Source organism: Streptomyces sp. HSS9-12, assembly GCF_054963655.1.
In genome coordinates this window covers 62,477-78,294 of the sequence record NZ_JBUEGC010000019.1, presented here as the reverse complement: position 1 = coordinate 78,294, position 15,818 = coordinate 62,477, and the positions used below count along the sequence as shown (strand labels likewise).

The window sequence follows — 15,818 nt, the reverse complement described above, 5'->3', positions numbered from 1 at the left end:
GGAACGGCGCTTCTCGGATAAGTCCCCTATTTCCATTCTCGTTGAGTCGCTCCGCTGCTGATAGGTGGTCCACTGACCCCGGAGTGGTTCGGTGCCCACGAGCGCCGCTTCGCTGGGTGGCCAAAGATTGGCAGTCTGCTGGTCTTTCGCTCTCTGTTTGCTGGGCTGTCTCTCAACGGCGTGTTTCTAGGGTCGTTGTCGTCCCCCGGAGGTCCGGTTGTGCCGGCTTCCGAACCCGCCAGTGAAACCCCAGTGTTTGGAGACACCCTGATGCGCGCAATGCCCCGTCGTGCCCTGGCCGCCGTTCCCGCCGCCGTGCTGATGTTCGCCCTGGTCGCCTGCGGCGGCGGATCCGATTCCGGTGATTCTGCCGCCGGTGCGAGCGATACGCAGGCGGCTCAGGACGCCGGTGCTGCTGCCGAGGGCGGCGCCGCGAACGAGGAGGCGGAAGGCGGCGATGCGGTGGAGACGCCGCTGACCGGCGAGGCGAAGGAGAAGGCCGAGGCGGCGGCGCTTGCTGCCTATCCCGGCACGGTGGTCAAGTCCGAGGAGGACGCGGAGAACCCCGGGACGTACGCGGTGGAGATCAAGAAGGCGGACGGCAGTGAGGTCGAGGTCTATCTCGACCCCGCGACGTACAAGGTCGTCAAGACCAAGGACGAGGAGGCCGACGAGGCCGGCAGCTGATCCCTGGCTGCCTGACGGAAGGAGCATCATGCCCACCGACCCCACTGGTGGTCGTGTTCGGCTTCGGCGTCGCCCTGTCGATGGTGGGCGAGACGCTCTCCTCCAACCCGGCGCCCGGCATCGGCGGCACTGCTCAGGTTTCCGCGCCGAAGTCGCCGACCGCGCCGTCTGCACCCCCCGACGCCACGGCCTCCGCCTCGCCCCCCGGCGCCGGCGGAGCCGGCGGAGACGGTACGTCTGCAACGCCGAGCCCGACCGGTCTCCTTCCCAGCACCGGCGAGCAGGGCGACGACGAGCGCGGGGAGGACGACCGGGAGGATCACGGACGCGAGGACGGCGACCGCGCCGACGCCGACTGACTCCCCATGGTGTCTGACACCGCCCGTCCCGCCGCCGCCCGGCCGGTCCTTCCTCCCGCGTTGACCGGTCGGGCGCCCCCCGTATGCCGCTCATGGGAGAGGCATCATCCGTTCTCCCAGGTCCCAGGCGGCTTCTCGTGAACACCCCAACTCCCGTGGCACTCCTGTGCGAGCCTGTCGCCATGCGGCTGCTGTTGATCGAAGACGATGACCGGATCGCCGGGCCCCTCACCGAAGGGCTGAGCCGCTACGGGTTCACCGTGGACCGGGTGCGCACTGGCGCCGCCGGACTGGCGGACGCCGCCGCCTTCCCCGATCTGGTCCTGCTCGACCTCGGGCTGCCGGACATGGACGGCCTTGACGTCTGCCGCAGCCTGCGCGCCCGCTCGCCCGTCCCGATCATCATGATCACTGCCCGGGGCGAGGAAGCCGACCGGGTGGCGGGCCTTGAACTCGGCGCGGACGACTATCTCGCCAAGCCCTTCGGCGTACGGGAGTTGGTGGCCCGCATCCGGGCCGTCACCCGCCGCACCGGCGCCCTGCCGGCCGTACCGCCGGGACCGGACACGACGGCCACCGCGCCCGCGACGGCACCCGCGCCGCAGCAACTGGGCTCCCTGCACCTCGACCGCCGCACCCGCCAGGTCCGCCTGGATGGCCGCGCAGTCGCTCTGTCACCCCGGGAGTTCGACCTGCTCGCCTTCCTTGCCCAGGATCCAGGGGCCGTGCACACCCGCCAGCAGATCATGGACGCGGTGTGGGACCCGCACTTCTTCGGTCCCACCAAGACCCTCGACGCCCACGTCGCCGCCCTGCGCCGCAAGCTCGGCGACCCGGCGTGGATCAGGACCGCGCGCGGCGTCGGCTTCCGCCTCACCGACCCCGCGGCCCGGGCGGACGAGACCTCCCCGCCGGAGGGCCCGCGATGACGCGGCGCCTGCTGTTCAGCTACCTCGGCCTGGCCCTGATGGTCCTGGCCTGTCTGGAGATCCCGCTCGGCTACCTCTACGCCCGCGGCGAGACCGACCGCTTCGCCCAGAGCATCGAGCGGGACGCGACGATGCTCGCCGAGGTCACCGAGGAGAACATCGAGGAGGGCAACCTCGCCGAACTGCCCGCGCTGATCGGCGACTACACCGCGCGCACCGGGGGCCAGGTCGTCGTGGTCGACCGTGCCGGGATCGTCCTGGCCGCCTCCGGCACCCCGGTGCCCACCGGCACGGACCTGTCCGCCCAGCCGGACCTCGCCGCCGCCCTGCGCAACCAGCCCAGCACCGGCACCGGCACCGCCGCGGACGGCAGCCAGGTCCTGTACGCCACGCAGCCCGGCTCCTCGGGTACCACGATCCGCGGCGCCCTGCGGCTGACGTACCCGACGGCGACGGTCACCGACCGGGTGCACCGGATCTGGCTCGCCCTCGCGCTGGCCGGAGCCTGCGCCCTGGCCGCGGTCGCGCTGGTGGCCTTCACCCTCGCCCGCTGGATCACCCGCCCGCTGCGCACGCTGCAGCGTGCCACCCGCCAGCTCGCCGACGGCCCCCTGACCAACCCGCCCGACGCCGACAGCGGACCGCCCGAACTGCGCGAACTGGCCGCCTCGTTCACCCACACCGCCACCCGCCTGCAGCAGTTGCTGGACGCCCAACAGGCGTTCGCAGCCGAAGCCTCCCACCAGCTCAAGACGCCGTTGACCGCGCTGCGGCTGCGGCTGGAGAACTTCGAGCCCTACCTCGACCCGCGCGCCCACCCCAGCCTGGACGACACCATCGACGAGGTCGAACGGCTGGCCCGCATGGTCCACGGACTGCTCGCCCTGGCCCGGCTGGAGAACACGGCCACCACACCCGAACCGACCGAGCTGGACGCCGTCCTGGCCGAGCGCGCCGCGATGTGGGAGCCGCTCGCCGCCGAACAGCACGTCACGCTCGCCGTCACCGGCACGGCCGGCGCAGTCTGGGCGATCCCCGGAGCACTTGAGCAGATCATCGACAACCTGGTGGCCAACGCGCTGCGGGTCTCCCCGCCCGGCAGCACGCTCACCCTCACCCGCGCCCCCGGCGCCGAGCTGCACGTCATCGACCAGGGACCCGGCATGTCACCGACGGACCGGGACCGGGCCTTCGACCGGTTCTGGCGGGCCTCCGACTCCCACCACGACGGCACCGGCCTGGGCCTGCCCATCGTCCGCCACCTCGTCCACGCCTCCGGCGGCGAGATCACCCTGAACGCGGCCCCCGGCGGAGGGCTGGACGCGGCCGTGCGGCTGCGCCCGGTGGCCGGCGGGCGAGGGCGCGCTGCGAACCGATCTCCCCGATCTGCGCGGGCGACAGCGTCAGCCCGGTGAGTCATCCGTTGCCCGGCGCGAGTCAGCTGCGGGTGGTGTGCGCTCATGACGCCGATCGTCCTTGTCCCGCTCGCTGACGAGGCTGTCGGAGATTGAGTTAGCGTTGCCGGCGTCGTGCAGGGCGGCTGCGGGACCGACGGGGGAGCGGCCCCGCAGGCGCCGTGGGAACTGGTGGACGGTCAGCGGCCCAGGTCCAGGACCGTCTCCACTGTGTCCGCTTCGTCCGCCGGCTTGTCCTCGCGGTAGCGCAGCACGCGCGCGAAGCGCAGCGTCACTCCGACGGGATAGCGGGAGGAGCGCTGCAACCCGTCGAAGGCCACCTCGACCACGAGTTCCGGCCGGACGACCACCCCCCACGGCTCGTGCCTGATGGCGAGCTCCTGCAGTCGCTCGGTCTGCCATGCCAGCAGCGTGTCCGTCATCCCCTTGAAGGTCTTGCCGAGCATGGCGAAGGAGCCGTCCGGCCGGCGGGCCCCGAGGTGCAGGTTCGACAGCTTTCCGGTGCGTCGGCCGTGGCCCCACTCGGCGGCCAGTACGACCAGGTCCAGTGTGTTGACGGGCTTCACCTTCAGCCAGGACGCGCCGCGTCGGCCGGCGCTGTAGGCGGAGTCCAAAGCCTTGACCACGACACCCTCGTGGCCGCGCGCCAGCGTCTGGGCGGTGAACTCCCGTGCCTGCGCGCGGGCTTGCGCATCGTGCGGATCCGCCACCACCGTGCGGCGTACGCGCAGCGGCTCCGGCACGACCCGGGCCAACTCGGCGTGGCGCTGCTCGAAGGGCAAGGTGAGCAGGTCCCGGCCGTCCACGGCCAGCAGGTCGAAAAAGACGGGCGAGAGCGGCAGCGACACCTGCGCACGGGCGATGTCGAGCCGGGAGCCGACCCGGCCCGCCGTCTCCTGGAACGGGCGCGGCCGCCCGTCCGGGCCGAGCGCGATCACCTCGCCGTCGAGGACCAGCCGGTCCGTCGGCAACTGCCCTACGACATCCAGGACTTCGGGCAGCCGCTCGGTGATCTCGTCCAGCGTGCGGGTCCAGATCCGTACGTTCTCGCCGTCCCGGTGCACCTGCATGCGGATGCCGTCGAGCTTCTCCTCGACCGCGCACGGGCCGAGCCGGTCCAGGGCCTCCGCCACGTCCTTGGCGGTCTGTGCGAGCATCGGCAGGACGGGACGGCCCACTTCGAGCCGGAAGTCCGCGAGCGCGTCCGGTCCGCGCGCCAGCAGCGCCTCGGACACCGCGCCGATGGAGCCGCCCAGCATCACCGCGCGCCGTACGTCAGCGGGGTCGGCGCCGACCGCCGCCGACAACCCCTCCACGGCGAACGCGTCCAGAGCCCCCTGCCGTAGCTCGCCGCTGATCAGGCCGAAGAGGAAGCGCTGCTCTTCGGCGGTGGCGGCCGACAGCAGCTCCTGCACCTGGCGCTTGCGTTCGGCCTGCGCACCCTTGCCCGCCACGGCCGCGATCCGGCTCAGCCGCTCATGCACCTCGAGCACCGCCAGGGCCGGTTCGGTGGCGGGCGGTACGGGCTCGCGCAGGGCTTGCCAGCCGACCCCGAGCTTGCGCTGCGGTAGGCGGCCCGCGAGATAGGTGATCACCACGGTTGCCTCGGAGGGCTCCGCCAAGCGGAACAGCCTGGCGAGCAGGGCGACCTTCTCGCTCCGCGCCGGGGTGGCGGCGACCTCCTGCGACGTCCGGGCGATGTCAGCCAGCAGCATGGCCTCATCCTGCCCTCGACGGCGTGATGTCCACAGCGCCCGGAGCACTCGCGGCGTTCGCGGTGGAATGGGCCGCTGGCTGCTTCGCGTCGGCGTAGCACTCCACCACCGCCGTGGTGAAGGGGAAGGCGACGGGAGTCTCGCCGAACGCGATCCGGCCCGCGCGTTCGCCCGCGGCCCGTACCGCCTCGGTCACGACCTCCGCCTCCTCCTTGGGGCAGTGCACGATGACCTCGTCGTGCTGGAAGAACACCAGCTCCGCGCGCAGGCCGGCCAGCGCCTGCCGCACAGCGGCCAGCATCAGCAGGGCCCAGTCGGCGGCGCTGCCCTGAACGACGAAGTTGCGGGTGAATCGGCCGCGGGCGCGGGCGTCCTGGGAGGCGTACCCGTACTCGTACAGGCCCTGCGCCGAGCCGGATTCCTCCGGCGGTGGGGTCTCGGCCTCGTCCTGCGTCGCCGCCGCGGGCGGGCAGGTCCGGCCGAGCCAGGTGCGCACCAGCCGCCCCTCCTCGCCCGCGCGCGCCGCGTCGTCCACGTAGGCGACGGCGGCCGGGAAGCGGCGGCGCAGATCGGCGAGCCACTTGAGGGCATCGCCGGAGGTCTGGCCGTAGACGGCGCCGAGCAGCGCGAGCTTCGCCTGGTCGCGGTTGCCCGCGAAGGCCCGGTCGGACAGGGCTGCGTACAGGTCGCCGCGGTGGCTCGCCACCTCCATCAGGCCCGGGTCGCGGGAGACGGCCGCCAGCACCCTGGGCTCCATCTGGTCGGCATCGGCCACGACGAGCCGCCAGCCCGGATCCGCGACGACCGCCCGGCGTACCACCTTGGGGATCTGAAGCGCCCCGCCGCCGTTGGTGGTCCAGCGGCCGGAGACGGTACCCCCAGGGACATACGCGGGGCGGAAGCGGCCGTCCCGTACCCAGGACTGCAGCCAGGACCAGCCGTGCGCCGTGTGCACGCGGTAGAGCTTCTTGTACGCGAGCAGCGGGGGGACGGCCGGATGGTCGATCCGGCGCAGCTCCCACGCGCGCGTGGAGCTCAGGGCGATACCCGCGCGGGCGAAGGCCCGGATGATGTCCGCGGGCAGGTCGGGCCGCACCCGTACCCCACCGAACGCGCGGGACACCTCGTCGGCCAACTCGGCCAGCCGCCGCGGCTCCTGGACGCCCGGATAGCGCTCGCCGAGGAGCTCGGCCAGCAGCTCCCGGTGCACATCCGCCCGCCAGGGCACCCCGGCCCGGGTCATCTCGGTGGCCACCAGCATCCCGGCCGACTCGGCGGCCGTGAGCAGCCGCATCCGGTCCGGGTGCACGGCGGCGCGGTGGCGGCGCTGCTGCTCGGCGTACACCTCCAGCAGGCTGCTGAGCGGATCGACGCCGGGCGGCAGGGGCCGCGGGCCCGGCTCGAAGAGGGAGGGCTGCGGCTCCGTGGCCCGTACGGGCGGGTCTGCGGGGACGGGGAGACGGTGCAGCCGCGCCCACGCGGCGGCGAGCGAGCGCGGCTCGCCCCACCGGCCCTCATGGCCCAGGAGCAGCGCCTCGGCAGCCTCCACGTCGTAGCACCGCTCGACGCGGACGCCCGTGGCGAGCAGGCGGGGGTGGAACTCGGCGGTGGACCGCCACACCCAGCGGCCGGCGTCCGGACGGGACCGGACAGCGTCCGCGAGCCCGTCGGCGGGCACGTCGACGACCGGCCCGGCCGGCCGCCCCTCGCCGTCCACGGGAACGATCCGGGCGCCGCCGTCCTCCGTCTCCGCCATCGCCCAGCGCACGCTGCGAGTCTCGCACCGGGGTACGACAACGGGTCCAACGGGCCGCTGCGGCAGATGGCCCAGCGGCTGGATGCTCCCGCCCGCCTTCCGGGAAGAGACGCCGACGAGCGGCCGGACGGGTGGGGGCGACATCGGGTGGCGGGAGTGAGCGAGGGGAACGCGATGGCTTGCCGGCTTGAAGCGGCGTCAGTGGTGACAAGGTGCCGGCCGTGAAGCCGGAGCGGCGAGTGACCGTGGCCCTGATCGCGCTCACCATGACCACGGGGATGGTCGACGCGGTGAGCTACCTCGCCCTCGGCCATGTCTTCACCGCCATGATGACCGGCAACATCCTGCTGCTCTCGTTCGCCATCGCCGGGGGCCAAGGCCTGTCGATCCTCCGGACGTCGGCCTCACTGGCGGGCAGTAGTGGGCAGCCGGATCGAGCAGCGGATGCTGTCGCATCGGCGCCGGTGGTTCGTCGTGGGGCTGGTGGCCGAATCCGTGCTGCTGGCCGGCGCGGCGCTGCTTGTATGGCAGATGACCGATGTCGGCGTCCTGTCGTCCGACCGGCGCTATCTGGTGATCACCCTGGTCGCCGTGGCGATGGGTGTGCGCAATGTGACCACCCTGCGCGCAGGCATCCCCGATCTGACGACGACCGTGCTCACCCGCACCCTCACCCGTCTGCTCGACGAGGCGGCGGTCGCTGAGGAGCGGCGCGCGATACCGACGGGCGGACCACAGTTGCGTCGCATGGGGGCAGTGCTGGCGATGTTCTTGGGCGGGCTCGCCGGCGGTCTGATGCTGCAGGCGCGATGGCGGCCGGCGGTGCCCCTGCTGGTGGCCGCCGGGACCGTGATGGCCGTCGCCGTCGCATACGGGCTGGGGCCGCGCGTCCGGCCGCCCGCGTAGTCCGGCCGCTCACACCGTCCGTACGGACAGCGCGCGGACCCGACCCGTGCAGCGCGCCAGGTGCGCGGTCTCCGCCTCGAGGCCCTCCGCCGGCACCTCGGCGCTCTCCGCGAACAACTGGATCTCCCCCCGTCGCTCAGCCCGCTGCCTGTCCGCCGCGCGCCACGCCCACGCGCGCGTGCACCATCGGGCGCGCGCCGATCAGTCTGCACCACCCTGCTCCGCGCTGTCCCTCGCGCGCAGCCCTGTGCGGCCGAGCTGGAGGGCACGCGGCGCCCGGCGAGTGGTGGCCGGGGTTGTCCTGTCTGTGCATATCCTCGGGGCGTGAGCTGGCTGCGCGCGCTGAAGGAGACCGCGCGCTCCGGGCTGACGATCGAGCGGGGGCGGCTCGAGCCGCTGGTCGCGTTGCGCGGAGCGGCCGGTGTCGCCATCGTCGTCTGGCTCGCGCTGTGGCTGGTCTCTCCGGCCTTCGCCGCATCCTCCGCCTTCGGCGCCTTCGCCGCAGGCAGCGTGCCGTTCCACCGCAGCTGGCGCTCCCGCCCCGTGCTGGCCGTGATCGCCGGCTCCTGCCTCGCGGTCAGCACCTTCGTGGGCTATGTGGCCGTGTCGCATGCCCTGCTGTTCGCCGTCGTGCTCGCGGTATGGGCGTTCGTCGCGGGCATGGCGTGGGCAGCTGGGACTACCGCGGGCCTGACCGCGTCACTGACCGTCGGCATCATGCTGGTGACCGTCACCCTGCCGACAACCGTCCTGCAAGCTCTGGGGCACGCAGCCATGATCGCCCTGGGCGGGCTGGTGCAGGCCGGGCTGATCGTGCTGTTTCCGATCCGCAAGTGGGGCCGCCACCGGGACGCGCTCGCGGATGCCGTCGCCACCGTGGCCGACTACGCCCGGCGGCTGCGGGAGGACCCCTGGGCACCGTTCGACCCGGAGCCGCTGATGACGGCGCGCCGCGCTGCCACCATGACGCCATGGGAGGCCCGGCGGCGGCCCGCCGAGCTGCACGGCAGCCGCGGGCTCGTCGAGCGCATCCGGCCCGTACTCGCATCCCTCGCCGACCCGGCGGTCGGGGCCACGGCGGACGAACAGGAACGCGGGCGGGTACGGCAACTGCTGGGCGCCACAGCGTCCGTCCTGGACGCCGTGGCCAGTTCGATCCGTCAAGGGGAACCCGCCCCGCTGCCGTCGGAGGCCGTGTCGGTGCTGCGGATTGCCGAGGGCGGCCCGGAGCTGACAGGTCCGGCCCACCGGGCGGCCACCCGGCTGATCGCCTCGCTGGGCGAGCTGGTCGAGGCGGTCTACGGCACGGGTTCCTCGGCCCGTACCTCGTCCGCCGCGGCTGCGGATGCGACCCCGCTGCTGCGCCCCACCGTGCCGCAGATGGTGCCGATCGTGCTGCGGTCGATGCGGGCCGAGCTGCGCCGCGACTCGCCCATCTTCCGGCACGCGCTGCGCCTGACGGCCGTGGTCTCGCTCGGCAACCTGCTGGGTGCGGCACTGCCCCTGGGGCACAGCTACTGGGCGCCGTTGACCTCGGTCATGGTCATGAGGCCCGACTTCCACCAGACGTACGCGCGGTCGGTCGCCCGCTTGGCCGGGACTCTCGTGGGCGTGGGAGTCGCCACGGGCGTGGTACGGCTGACCGGCCCGGACACCACGCTGCTGGCCGCCCTGGCAGTGACCTCCGCCGCGGCCCTGTACCTCCTGATCCGTACGGGGTACGCCGTCCAGCAGGCGTGCGCGGCCGCGTACGTCGTCTTCCTGCTGGGCATGGGAGGGGAACAGTGGATGCAGACAGTGCCTGAGCGGGTGCTGCTGACGCTGTTCGGAGGGGCCCTGGCGATGGTGGCGTACGCGGTCTTCCCGGCCTGGGAGACGCCGCGGCTGCGGGACCGGCTCGCGGACTGGCTTGAAGCGACAGGGCGTTACGCCGCCGCCGTGATCGCCGGCTATGCGGACCCCACGACCGAGCGGCGCGCGGAGGTACGCGATGCGCTGCTTGCCGCACGGGCCGCGCGGGCCGCCTGGAAGGACGCCGCCACACGGGCGGTGCTGGAGCCCGTCCGGCACCGCGGGCTGTCCCGCGCCGCGGCGGACGACGCCGAGAAGGCGCTGTGGGCGCTCTCAAGGGCGGCCATGCTGATGGAAGGTCACCTGCCCGAGTGGGGCGCACGGCCCGTTCCTGGCGCCGCGCGGGTGGCTGAAGCGCTCCGGGAGGCAACGGCGCAGGGCGCGCGAGCGGTGCGCGAGGGCCGGGCTCCGCGCTGGGACGCCCTGGAGGAGGCCCTGGACTCCTGGGCGAGCGCCGGCGATCAGGATCCGGTCGTCCAGCGCGGTGTGGAGCTGATGCTGGAGGCCTTGGAGGATTTCACGGCCGCGGTTGGCGCCTCCCCGCTGGACAGCCGCGGCGGTTGACCGGTCGACTCGCCGGCTCAGCTCCGGGTGCGCGAAGCGCTTGGTGCCGGGACGAACTGCAGAGTGAGCGTGGCCGGTGGCTCTGCCTCGCCCGGCCCGCCGGCGGCGGTCCAGGCGAGAATGTCATCGGTGCAGTCGTCGTCCATGGCCCACCCGATCCAGGTAGCGCGGCCGCCCTTGCGCCGTCCCTCGCTCGACGGCTGGACCACGACGACGTTGGCCTGCGCGCACGGCCCCAGGCAGTCGGTGGTGCGCACCTCCAGCCGCCCGCCCGAGTCCGCGGCGGCAGCCAGCAACCGCTCCAGCTGCCACTGATGGTCGGCCTCGGGGTGCTTGTGTGGATTGCCGCAGCAGCACCCCCGGCAGACCACGACGGTGCAGGGACGGGCCGGATACGACCGCACGGACAGGTCAAAGGTTCCACGGGGAGTGCGCATCACGGTTCCGGATCGTACGGGCGGCTGCCAGGGCAACGTCGCTGTCGGCGGGCCAACTGCGGCCGTACCGGCGGCAGATCGGACAGTGCCGGTGCCTCTCGATGAAGGCCCGGTCGCAGCGCGGCCGCGCGCCGGGCCTCGCCATCGCCCTCACCGAGCATGGCGAGGAGCCTGATCCGGCCGACCTCGCGCTGCTCTCCCAGCTGCACCTGATGGCGCTGCTGCCGTACTCCTCCAAGGCGGGGTAGCGAATCCGCCACGTAGCCAACCCGCCACAGCTGGTGCACGTGCATATGCTCATGCAGCAGCACGGGAACGCAGATATGATCCCCGGCAGTTGACAGCTTGACTACACCACTTGCGCCCGGGGAGAGCTCTGTGCACCACCCGTACAACGGCATGGCGGCCACGGATCTCCAGGGCGTCGTCTGGCGGAAAAGCAGGCACAGTAACTCGCAGGGCGCGTGCGTGGAGTTCGCCAAGCTGCCGGACGGCGATGTGGCGATGCGCAATTCGCGCTTCCCCGAGGGGCCTGCGCTCATCTACACCCCCGGCGAGGTCGAGGCGCTCCTGCTCGGTATCAAGGACGGCGAATTCGATGATCTCGTCGGCGGCTAGCGGCCGATGGCCGGCGTGGAGCGGCAGAGGGCCGGCCGGTCAGCGCAGGTGGAAGAGCGCCCAGACCACCTTGCCGCGCAAGGTTCCGGCCAGCGGATGCCAGCCCCAGGTGTCGCTGAAGGCGTCCACGAGATGGAGTCCCCGGCCCGACTCCGCCGAATCGTCAAGATCGCCCGAGACCGGATTTCCGGCGACCGGGCTTTCGTCACTGGGGTCTCGTACGGCGCAGATGAGGCGGGAGGCCCGATACATCAGATGCAGACGGACCGGGGGCTCCGGCAGTGGCGGGGACGAACTCGGCAGTCCGTGGCGCAGCGCATTGGTGACGAGTTCGGAGACGACCAGCGCCACGGTGTCGAACTGGTTGCCCAGCCCCCACTGTCCTAGTGCGGACTTGGTGAACTGCCGGGCGCCTTTGACGGATTCATAGCGAGCGGCCAGGGCGCAGGAGACGGAATTCGACACGGCCGCGGGGTCGATGGGTGGGAGGCCCTGCCTTAACGGCTCGAGCATGGTCGATCCTTCGGTCCCCATGCGAGCTCTCCTGGCCCAATAGGAATCGGTCAATGCATCGTGCTGTGTGCATGCCCATCGTTCCCAATGCGCACGGCCGATGCAAGGGCAGATGCACGTGCACGCGCCTGCCTTGCGGGTGTACATGCCGGTAAGGGGAGAAATCTTCCGCTGTCCAATTTCGTACTCTGGTCGCCTACTTCTCTTCTGTGTAACCGCGCAGGCACGCAACGAAGCCCAAAGATGGCAGACTTCGCCGGTGACGGTCGCAGTGCATCACGGACGAAGGACGGCAGTCGGGACATGAGCACAGTGCAGCCGGGAAGTGGACCGAGCGTCGCTTCGGGAGGATCGAGCGGCTCGGTGGTGCGTCGGATCCTCCTCGGCTCCCAGCTCAGACGCCTTCGTGAATCCCGAGGCGTCACACGGGAAGCCGCCGGCTATTCGATCCGTGCGTCCGAATCGAAGATCAGCCGCATGGAGTTGGGGCGGGTGAGCTTCAAGGCGCGGGACGTCGAGGACCTGCTCACGCTCTACGGCGTCACCGACGGAGCCGAGCGGGAGGCCCTCCTCAGCCTGGCCCGGGAGGCCAACGCCACCGGCTGGTGGCACAGTTACGGCGATGTCCTGCCCGGCTGGTTCCAGACGTACATCGGACTCGAAGCCGCCGCCTCCTCCATCGCCGCCTATGAAGTGCAGTTCATCCACGGCCTGTTGCAGACCGAAGGCTACGTCCACGCGGTCGTCGTCAACGGCCAGCCCGACGCCGCCCCGGAGGAGGTGGAGCGGCGCGTCGCCCTGCGCCTGGAGCGGCAGAAGCTGCTCGTCGCCGAGCGCGGGCCTGAGGTCCAGCTGATCCTCGACGAGGCGGCGCTGCACCGCCCGTACGGCGGCAGCGAGGTCATGCGCGGCCAGCTGCGGCACCTCATCGAGGTTTCCGAGCGGTCGAACGTCACGCTGCAGATCATGCCCTTCGCGTTCGGCGGCCATGCGGCCGAGAGCGGTGCCTTCACCGTGCTCCGCTTCCCCGAGTCCGACCTGCCCGACGTCGTCTATCTGGAGCAGCTCACCGGTGCCTTGTACCTCGACAAGCGCGATGAGGTTGCCCACTACGTCCAGGCGATGGAGCGGCTGCGCACCGACAGTCTCACCCAGGAGGCGAGCCGGGATCTGCTGGCCAAGATCCTCCAACACACCTGATGCGACAGTACGATGAAGTGCTATCAGGAGCTAGAACCGTCCGACAGGTGCTCCACCGGGTACCTCGGCCTCCAGACAGGGATGGCATGTCCTACTTCACAGAGCTGGCCCATCAGTACATCGACGGTGAGTGGCGGGTCGGCAGCGGTTCCTGGGACATCATCGACTTCAACCCCTACGACGGGGAGAAGCTGGCTTCGATCACCGTGGCCACTGTTGACGAGGTGGACCAGGCCTATCGGTCAGCGGAGCGTGCCCAGCGTGCATGGGGCGCGACGAACCCGTACACGCGCCGCCTGGTGTTCGAGCGCGCCCTGCGCATTATCGAGGACCGCGAGCAGGAGCTGACCGAGGCGATCATCAGGGAGCTGGGTGGCACCCGGCTCAAGGCGGGCTTCGAGCTGCACCTGGCCAAGGAGTTCCTGCGCGAGGCGATCCAGCTGGCGCTGCGACCCGAGGGGCGGATCCTGCCCTCCCCGATCGACGGCAAGGAGAACCGCCTCTACCGGCTGCCAGTCGGCGTCGTCGGCGTCATCAGCCCCTTCAACTTCCCCTTCCTGCTGTCGATCAAGTCGGTTGCTCCGGCACTGGCGCTGGGCAACGCAGTCGTCCTCAAGCCCCACCAGAACACGCCGATCGTCGGTGGCACTCTCGTCGCCAAGGTCTTCGAGGACGCCGGGCTGCCGTCCGGTCTGCTGAATGTGGTGATCACGGACATCGCGGAGATCGGCGACGCGCTCATCGAGCACCCGGTGCCCAAGGTGATCTCCTTCACCGGCTCGGACAAGGTCGGCCGGCACGTCGCCACCGTCTGCGCCGCGAACTTCAAGCACGTGGTGCTGGAACTCGGCGGCAACAGCGCGCTCATCGTGCTGGACGACGCGGACATCGACTACGCCGTGGACGCCGCGGTCTTCAGCCGCTTCGTACACCAGGGCCAGGTCTGCATGGCCGCCAACCGCCTGCTGGTGGACCGCGCCATCGAGAAGGAGTTCACCGAGAAGTTCGTCGCCAAGGTCAAGACGCTCAAGGTGGGCGACCCGGCCGACCCCCAGACTCACATCGGCCCGCTGATCAACTCCTCGCAGGCCGAGACGGTATCGGCGCTCGTCGAGCAGACGGTCGAGGAGGGGGCGACCGCGGTGGTGCACGGCCGGACCCAGGGCAATGTCGTCGCTCCGTCCGTGCTCACCGGGGTGCCCGCGGACTCGCCGGTGCTGGCGCAGGAGATCTTCGGTCCGGTGGCGCTCATCGTGCCGTTCGACGGCGAGGAGGAGGCCGTACGGATCGCCAACGACACCCCGTACGGGCTCAGCGGTGCGGTGCACACCGGCGACATCGAGCGGGGCGTACGGCTCGCGCAGCGCATCGAGACCGGCATGATCCATATCAACGACGGCACGGTCCACGACGAGCCGATCGTCGCCTTCGGCGGCGAAAAGCACTCGGGCCTCGGACGGCTCAACGGGGACTCCATGGTCCAGGCCTTCACCACCCAGAAGTGGATCTCCATCCAGCACGGCCGGAGCGCCTTCCCCTTCTAGGTGTTTTCCGTCGCGTCGCGTGCCGGTCGGGGCGGGGTCGACAGCGAAGATCCGTAACGTCACGAGCGTCAGGGGCGGCACGACGAAAGGGAACCCGATGCCCACCCATGTGAAGGCGGAAGCCCCCGGTGACGAGCGGGGCGCTCTGCTGGCCTTCCTGGAGGCTCAGCGCGGCGGGATGCGCCGGGCCCTGATCGGTCTCACCGAGGAGCAGGCGACGAGCAAGCCCACCGCGAGCGCGCTGTCGCTCGCCGGGCTGCTCAAGCATCTTGCGGAGTTGGAGCAGGGCTGGGTCCGCACGGCCCAGGAGCTGCCGCCGCTGATCGAGCGGGACGCATCGGACCGGGAGTCGAGCTTCCGGCTCGAGGGCGACGAGACGGTCGCGAGCGTGCTCGGCTTCTGGGAGGAGGTGGCCAGGGACACCGAGGAGTTCGTGTACTCCGCGCCCGACCTGGACGTGACCTTCCCGCTCCCCGACGCCCCCTGGTACCCGTCGGGCAGCCGCCACTCGGTGCGCTGGCTCCTGCTGCATCTGATCGAAGAGACCGCCCGGCACGCCGGCCACGCCGACATCATCCGGGAGTCGATCGACGGCGCGACGGCCTTCGAGCTGGTCGCGCGGGCAGGAGCCTAGTCTGGGCCCGTACGGATACGGGCGGATGGGGAGAGACGGGCGATGTCAGCGATCCGGCTGCTGGTGCTGGGGGCGGTTCGCCAACACGGGCGGGCGCACGGCTATCAGGTGCGCAACGACCTGGAGTACTGGGGCGCGCACGAGTGGTCCACCGCCAAGCCCGGCTCGATTTATCACGCTCTCAAGCAGATGGCGAAGCAGGGGCTGTTGGTCGCCCATGACGTCGCGCCGAGCACGGCCGGCGGCCCGCCGCGCACCGAGTACGAGCTGACGGACAAAGGCGAGGAGGAGTACTTCTCGCTGCTGCGTGAGGCCCTTACCCGCCACGACCAGAAGATCGACATGCTCACGGCCGGGGTGGGCTTCATGGTGGACCTGCCTCGGGCCGAGGCCATCGCGCTGCTCAAGCAGCGGGTCGCGGCGCTGGAGAGCTGGCGCTCGACGGTCAAGGAGCACTACACGCCCGAGGAGGGACCCGAGTCGCTGGGCCACATCGGCGAGATCATGGGGCTGTGGGTGCACTCCGCGGACAGCGGGGCCGAGTGGACGCGGGGGCTGATCGAGCGGCTGGAGGGCGGGGCGTACGTCATGGCGGGGGAGGGAGAGCCCTTCGTGGGCGTGCTGCCCGAGGGAACCCCGAATCCGTACCCGGTCGACGACAAGTGCGCGGATTAATCAAGTTTGACTAGA

The 15,818-nt window shown here is 71.4% G+C and carries 16 protein-coding genes and 1 pseudogene; 13 read left to right on the top strand and 4 right to left on the bottom strand.

The window, feature by feature from the left end:
* The first annotated feature begins 270 nt into the window (after positions 1–270).
* The 4 genes from ACY34J_RS12835 (at position 271) to ACY34J_RS12820 (ending at position 3,390) form a co-directional block, all read left to right on the top strand.
* Positions 271–687: a PepSY domain-containing protein gene (locus tag ACY34J_RS12835; RefSeq protein WP_462726543.1), complete on the top strand. Its 417-nt coding sequence runs from the start codon at positions 271–273 to the stop codon at positions 685–687.
* A gap of 53 nt (positions 688–740) precedes the next feature.
* Entirely contained in the window at positions 741–1,046 is a 306-nt protein-coding gene (locus ACY34J_RS12830) for a hypothetical protein (protein WP_462761958.1), read from the top strand.
* Between the two features lie 182 nt (positions 1,047–1,228).
* The gene (locus tag ACY34J_RS12825; RefSeq protein ID WP_462726574.1) at positions 1,229–1,975 is read left to right on the top strand and encodes a response regulator transcription factor; all 747 of its coding nucleotides are present in this window, start codon (positions 1,229–1,231) and stop codon (positions 1,973–1,975) included.
* A complete protein-coding gene (locus ACY34J_RS12820; RefSeq protein ID WP_462726541.1) occupies positions 1,972–3,390 on the top strand; it encodes a sensor histidine kinase in 1,419 nt (472 codons plus the stop codon). Before ACY34J_RS12825 ends, ACY34J_RS12820 begins: the two co-directional genes overlap by 4 nt.
* 179 nt (positions 3,391–3,569) lie before the next feature.
* Here the strand turns inward: ACY34J_RS12820 and ACY34J_RS12815 are convergent, their stop codons facing one another.
* Positions 3,570–5,105, bottom strand: a complete 1,536-nt coding sequence (locus ACY34J_RS12815; RefSeq protein ID WP_462726540.1) for an ATP-dependent DNA ligase — start codon at positions 5,103–5,105, stop codon at positions 3,570–3,572.
* 4 nt (positions 5,106–5,109) lie between these two features.
* Positions 5,110–6,861 carry a bifunctional 3'-5' exonuclease/DNA polymerase gene (locus ACY34J_RS12810; RefSeq protein WP_462726539.1) on the bottom strand — a complete coding sequence of 584 codons (1,752 nt, stop codon included), beginning with the start codon at positions 6,859–6,861 and terminating at the stop codon, positions 5,110–5,112.
* A 212-nt stretch (positions 6,862–7,073) separates the two neighbouring features.
* On the opposite strand from ACY34J_RS12810, the pseudogene ACY34J_RS12805 reads away from it, so the two are divergent.
* From ACY34J_RS12805 to ACY34J_RS12795, 3 genes and pseudogenes are all read left to right on the top strand, one after another.
* Positions 7,074–7,259: pseudogene (locus tag ACY34J_RS12805) on the top strand (DUF1275 family protein); the annotation flags it as partial.
* Positions 7,260–7,281: 22 nt separating this feature from the next.
* Positions 7,282–7,767: a DUF1275 family protein gene (locus ACY34J_RS12800; protein WP_462726538.1), complete on the top strand. Its 486-nt coding sequence runs from the start codon at positions 7,282–7,284 to the stop codon at positions 7,765–7,767.
* Positions 7,768–8,091: 324 nt separating this feature from the next.
* Complete coding sequence (locus ACY34J_RS12795; protein WP_462726537.1) at positions 8,092–10,182, top strand: FUSC family protein; 2,091 nt, start codon at positions 8,092–8,094, stop codon at positions 10,180–10,182.
* Positions 10,183–10,199: 17 nt separating this feature from the next.
* Here the strand turns inward: ACY34J_RS12795 and ACY34J_RS12790 are convergent, their stop codons facing one another.
* Complete coding sequence (locus ACY34J_RS12790; RefSeq protein WP_462726573.1) at positions 10,200–10,619, bottom strand: (2Fe-2S) ferredoxin domain-containing protein; 420 nt, start codon at positions 10,617–10,619, stop codon at positions 10,200–10,202.
* Between the two features lie 101 nt (positions 10,620–10,720).
* Between ACY34J_RS12790 and ACY34J_RS12785 the strand changes: the two genes are divergently transcribed.
* Positions 10,721–10,867, top strand: a complete 147-nt coding sequence (locus ACY34J_RS12785) for a hypothetical protein (protein ID WP_462726536.1) — start codon at positions 10,721–10,723, stop codon at positions 10,865–10,867.
* 130 nt (positions 10,868–10,997) lie between these two features.
* A complete protein-coding gene (locus tag ACY34J_RS12780; RefSeq protein WP_462726572.1) occupies positions 10,998–11,237 on the top strand; it encodes a DUF397 domain-containing protein in 240 nt (79 codons plus the stop codon).
* A 39-nt stretch (positions 11,238–11,276) separates the two neighbouring features.
* Here the strand turns inward: ACY34J_RS12780 and ACY34J_RS12775 are convergent, their stop codons facing one another.
* Positions 11,277–11,771: an ATP-binding protein gene (locus ACY34J_RS12775; RefSeq protein WP_462726535.1), complete on the bottom strand. Its 495-nt coding sequence runs from the start codon at positions 11,769–11,771 to the stop codon at positions 11,277–11,279.
* Between the two features lie 282 nt (positions 11,772–12,053).
* Here ACY34J_RS12775 and ACY34J_RS12770 point away from each other — a divergent pair, with 282 nt between their 5' ends.
* From ACY34J_RS12770 to ACY34J_RS12755, 4 genes are all read left to right on the top strand, one after another.
* Positions 12,054–12,950, top strand: coding sequence for a helix-turn-helix domain-containing protein (locus ACY34J_RS12770; RefSeq protein ID WP_462726534.1), 897 nt, complete (start codon positions 12,054–12,056; stop codon positions 12,948–12,950).
* 86 nt (positions 12,951–13,036) lie between these two features.
* Positions 13,037–14,494: an aldehyde dehydrogenase family protein gene (locus tag ACY34J_RS12765; protein WP_462726533.1), complete on the top strand. Its 1,458-nt coding sequence runs from the start codon at positions 13,037–13,039 to the stop codon at positions 14,492–14,494.
* Between the two features lie 97 nt (positions 14,495–14,591).
* Complete coding sequence (locus ACY34J_RS12760) at positions 14,592–15,128, top strand: DinB family protein (RefSeq protein WP_462726532.1); 537 nt, start codon at positions 14,592–14,594, stop codon at positions 15,126–15,128.
* A gap of 42 nt (positions 15,129–15,170) precedes the next feature.
* Complete coding sequence (locus ACY34J_RS12755; RefSeq protein WP_462726531.1) at positions 15,171–15,803, top strand: PadR family transcriptional regulator; 633 nt, start codon at positions 15,171–15,173, stop codon at positions 15,801–15,803.
* The last annotated feature ends 15 nt before the right edge of the window (positions 15,804–15,818 follow it).

Coding starts and splice junctions, on each gene's coding strand:
- ACY34J_RS12755 (WP_462726531.1), top strand. CDS start 15,171: ATGTCAGCGATCCGGCTGCTGGTGCTGGGGGCGGTTCGCCAACACGGG.
- ACY34J_RS12775 (WP_462726535.1), bottom strand. CDS start 11,771: ATGGGGACCGAAGGATCGACCATGCTCGAGCCGTTAAGGCAGGGCCTC.
- ACY34J_RS12810 (WP_462726539.1), bottom strand. CDS start 6,861: ATGGCGGAGACGGAGGACGGCGGCGCCCGGATCGTTCCCGTGGACGGC.
- ACY34J_RS12825 (WP_462726574.1), top strand. CDS start 1,229: ATGCGGCTGCTGTTGATCGAAGACGATGACCGGATCGCCGGGCCCCTC.
- ACY34J_RS12835 (WP_462726543.1), top strand. CDS start 271: ATGCGCGCAATGCCCCGTCGTGCCCTGGCCGCCGTTCCCGCCGCCGTG.
- ACY34J_RS12790 (WP_462726573.1), bottom strand. CDS start 10,619: ATGCGCACTCCCCGTGGAACCTTTGACCTGTCCGTGCGGTCGTATCCG.
- ACY34J_RS12820 (WP_462726541.1), top strand. CDS start 1,972: ATGACGCGGCGCCTGCTGTTCAGCTACCTCGGCCTGGCCCTGATGGTC.
- ACY34J_RS12785 (WP_462726536.1), top strand. CDS start 10,721: ATGAAGGCCCGGTCGCAGCGCGGCCGCGCGCCGGGCCTCGCCATCGCC.
- ACY34J_RS12760 (WP_462726532.1), top strand. CDS start 14,592: ATGCCCACCCATGTGAAGGCGGAAGCCCCCGGTGACGAGCGGGGCGCT.
- ACY34J_RS12765 (WP_462726533.1), top strand. CDS start 13,037: ATGTCCTACTTCACAGAGCTGGCCCATCAGTACATCGACGGTGAGTGG.
- ACY34J_RS12815 (WP_462726540.1), bottom strand. CDS start 5,105: ATGCTGCTGGCTGACATCGCCCGGACGTCGCAGGAGGTCGCCGCCACC.
- ACY34J_RS12770 (WP_462726534.1), top strand. CDS start 12,054: ATGAGCACAGTGCAGCCGGGAAGTGGACCGAGCGTCGCTTCGGGAGGA.